At 66.4% G+C, this 3,659-nt stretch carries 4 protein-coding genes and 1 pseudogene; 3 read left to right on the forward strand and 2 right to left on the reverse strand.

Features of this window, described 5'->3' with window-relative positions; translation table 11 throughout:
* Positions 1-248 (forward strand): annotated as a pseudogene (locus tag ACFE77_RS16165) (alpha/beta hydrolase); the annotation flags it as partial.
* 182 nt (positions 249-430) lie between these two features.
* Here ACFE77_RS16165 and ACFE77_RS16170 read toward each other — a convergent pair.
* Together ACFE77_RS16170 and ACFE77_RS16175 are read right to left on the reverse strand one after the other, a co-directional pair.
* On the reverse strand, positions 431-610 hold the full coding sequence (locus ACFE77_RS16170; RefSeq protein ID WP_375422671.1) for a hypothetical protein: 180 nt from the start codon (positions 608-610) through the stop codon (positions 431-433).
* Entirely contained in the window at positions 607-1,569 is a 963-nt protein-coding gene (locus tag ACFE77_RS16175; RefSeq protein ID WP_375422672.1) for a threonine/serine dehydratase, read from the reverse strand. The genes ACFE77_RS16170 and ACFE77_RS16175 overlap by 4 nt, the downstream gene beginning before the upstream one ends.
* Before the next feature lie 136 nt (positions 1,570-1,705).
* Between ACFE77_RS16175 and ACFE77_RS16180 the strand changes: the two genes are divergently transcribed.
* Together ACFE77_RS16180 and ACFE77_RS16185 are read left to right on the forward strand one after the other, a co-directional pair.
* Positions 1,706-2,890: a type III PLP-dependent enzyme gene (locus ACFE77_RS16180; RefSeq protein WP_375422673.1), complete on the forward strand. Its 1,185-nt coding sequence runs from the start codon at positions 1,706-1,708 to the stop codon at positions 2,888-2,890.
* A gap of 144 nt (positions 2,891-3,034) precedes the next feature.
* Positions 3,035-3,659 (forward strand): deoxyhypusine synthase family protein (locus ACFE77_RS16185; protein WP_375422674.1); only part of this gene is annotated, 625 nt, incomplete at its 3' end.

Raw genomic sequence — 3,659 nt, forward strand, 5'->3', positions numbered from 1 at the left:
ACGACTTCACCTTCCTGGCGCCGTGCCCCTCGTCAGGGATCATCATCCAGGGCGAGGCCGACGAGGTCGTCACGCCCGGCGCGACCCAGAAGTTGGTCGACAAGCTCCGCACCCAGCGGCACATAACGATCCACCACGACACGATCCCGAAGGCCAACCACTTCTTCGAGCACGAGATGCCCGAGCTGATGGGCAGCGTGGACAAGTATCTCGACATGCGACTGGACCCGAACTCACCGATCCGCTGAGCGGGTCCTGCGGAAGCGTCCACCTGGCTTCTGGCACAACCCCGACCCCGCACCACCCCGGCGAAGGCCGGGGCCCAGTTGCGAGAGGTGAGTTGGCGCGCGTGGCGCTTCGTTACCTCTGCCTTCCCACCTGGGCCCCGGCCTTCGCCGGGGTGGTAGCTGTGATCAACGGGGCGCCCCCCCTACAGCGTCCAGATCGCGACGTTGACCACCAGCACCACCGCCATCACCAGCATCAGCACGCCGCGCTTGCGATCGCGCTTCTTCGCGATCAACACGCCGCCCCCGATCAGGCACGCGAACGCCCCCAGCATCGCGATCGCCGGCGCCGCCGACGCGATCCCGCCGAGCGCCCCGTTCATGCCGCCATCGCCCGCGCATAGGCCGCGATGTCGACGTTGCCGCCTGACAGGATCACCAGCATGCCACGCTCGGGCGCGACCTTGCCCGACAGCAGCGCCGCTAGTCCGACCGCGCCGCCGGGTTCGATCACCAGCCGCAGCTTCTCCGCCGCCCAGCGTTGCGCGGCGGCGATCTCCGCCTCGCTGACCGCCACCCCGCGAGCGTCCCGACGCGACAGCACGTCGAAGGTCAGCGGCGACACCCGCGTCGTCATCAGCGAATCGCACGCGGTGGGCGGCGGATTGGAGCCGACCGGCTCGATCCACGATGCATCGAGGCTGCGGCGCATGTCGTCCCACCCCTCGGGCTCGACCACCGTGATCCGCGCGTCGGGCAAGGCCAGCGCGGAGCCTGCCGCCAGACCGCCGCCACCGCAGGGGATCACCGCATGGGTCGGCGCGCCGAGATCGGTCGCCGCCATCTGCGTTGCCGCTTCCAGCGCGGCGCTGCCCTGCCCTTCGATGATCCACGCGTCGTCGAAGCTCGGCACCAGCGTCGCGCCCCGCGCTTCGGCGAGTTGCCCCGCGATCGCTTCGCGGCTCTCGGTCGCCCGATCGTAACGGACTACCTCGGCGCCGAGCGCTAGCGTGCCTTCGAGCTTCGCGGCAGGCGCGTCGGTGGGCATCACGATGGTAGCCGCGATGCCGAGCCGCTTCGCCGCCCAGGCGACGCCCTGCGCGTGATTGCCCGACGAGAACGCGACCACGCCGCGCCGGCGCGCAACATCGTCGAGCGCGGTCAGCCGGTGCCACGCACCACGTACCTTGAAGGCCCCGACCGGCTGCAGCGACTCCGCTTTGAACGCGACCGCTATACCCCTGATATCCTGTACGAAGAGGGGTGTCGGCGGCAGGATCCGTGCGACCTTCTCGGCAGCATCGCGAACCCCCGCGCGGGTCGGCTGTCTCAGAATTGTCACTATCCGTCTCCGTTCGTCACGATCCGCTTTACATTAGGAAAACGCGACCCTATTTCGCGCCTCCGCTGCCCCATGGGACTTCCAACCGCAAGGCAGCTTTTCTCGCTCGTCGAAAGACACTTGGAGGTCCCTTGAGTTGCACAAGCATCATAGCGCGCTGGGGTTAGCGACGACCCTTCGTCCGGTTGAGCCGGTCACGATCATTCGCCCGCACGCGGCCGCACGCGCCGCCCGATTCTTCGTGGAGAAGTTTCCGGGCCGCTCGATGTATGCGGTCAAGGCGAATCCCTCTCCCGACCTCCTGCAGATCCTGTGGGACAATGGAATCACGCATTACGACGTCGCGTCGATCGCCGAGGTTCGGCTCGTCGCGCGGACGCTGCCCGATGCCGTGCTGTGCTTCATGCACCCGGTGAAGGCCGAAGAAGCGATCCGCGAGGCGTATTTCACGCATGGCGTCCGGGTGTTCAGCCTCGATTCGTTGGAAGAGCTCGACAAGATCACCCGTGCGACCCGCCACGCGTCCGACCTGACGCTGTGCGTCCGGCTGCGCGTGTCGTCCGAGCATTCGAAGCTCAGCCTGGCGTCCAAGTTCGGGGTTGCGCCGCATGAGGCGAAGCCGCTGCTGTTCGCGGCCCGCCAGGCGGCGGACGCGCTCGGCATCTGCTTCCATGTCGGTAGCCAGGCGATGACTCCCGAAGCCTATGCGAACGCGATGGAGCGGGTTCGTGCGGCGATCGTCGAGGCGGCGGTGACGGTCGACGTCATCGACGTCGGCGGTGGGTTTCCGAGCGTCTATCCGGGCATGGAGCCGCCGCCGCTGGAGCGTTTCTTCGAAACGATCCACCGCGCGTTCGAAAGCCTGCCGATATCCTATTCGGCGGAGCTTTGGGCAGAGCCCGGCCGCGCGCTGTGCGCCGAGTATAGCTCGGTCCTGGTGCGCGTCGAGCGTCGCCGCGGCAACGAGCTGTACATCAACGACGGAGCGTACGGCGCGCTGTTCGATGCGGCGCACATCGGCTGGCGGTTCCCCGTCATGCTGTTGCGCGAACCCGAATCGACCGTGCGCGATCACCCGTTCTCGTTCTACGGCCCGACCTGCGACGACATGGACCATATGGCGGGACCGTTCCTGCTGCCAGCGGACGTTCAGGTAGGCGACTATATCGAGATCGGTATGCTCGGCGCGTACGGATCGGCGATGCGGACGGCGTTCAACGGCTTCGGTTCCGACCAGACCGTGATCGTCACCGACGAACCGATGGCGTCGCTCTACCTCGACGAACCCGAACGGGTCGCGTCGAACGTCGTCACACTGTAATTACCGTCGAGTAGATGCCTTCTTCCCCCCTCCCGCTTGCGGGAGGGGTCGAGGGAGGGCTTGTCACGAGGACGGACCACTCAACAGGCCCTCCCCCAACCCCTCCCGCCGGCGGGAGGGGAGCCTAGGAACCCGGAGCTAACGATGACCAACCAGACCATCAACGACACCCGCAAGGCGGAACTGCTGTCCAAGCAGGTCAAGCACATCGACATCACCAGCTTCGACGCGCGCCCGATCGTCGATGCGATGGCCGACATGAGCTTCACCAGCCGCGACCTCGGCCGCGCCACCAGCATCTACAACCAGATGCTGGCGGACAAGGATTGCACCATCTTCCTCGTCGTCGCGGGTTCGACCTCCGCGGGCGGGTGCATGGACCTTTATGCCGAGCTGCTGCGCAACAACATGATCGACGGCATCGTCGCCACCGGCGCGACCATCGTCGACATGGACTTCTTCGAAGGCCTCGGCCACAAGCATTATCAGGCGCTCGACGTGCCCGATGACGACACGCTGCGCTCGCTGCTGATCGACCGGATCTACGACACCTATATCGACGAGGAGCAGCTCCAGCACGTCGATCACACGATCTTCGAGATCGCCGAGACGCTGGAACCCCGCCCCTATTCGAGCCGCGAGTTCATCCGCGAGATGGGCAAGTATCTCGTCGAGCACGGCAAGAAGGACAACAGCCTCGTCAAGCTCGCCTACGAGCATGACGTGCCGATCTTCTGCCCGGCGTTCGTCGACAGCTCGGCCGGCTTCG

Origin of the sequence: uncultured Sphingomonas sp. (assembly GCF_964243315.1) — a bacterium.
Classification (GTDB): domain Bacteria; phylum Pseudomonadota; class Alphaproteobacteria; order Sphingomonadales; family Sphingomonadaceae; genus Sphingomonas.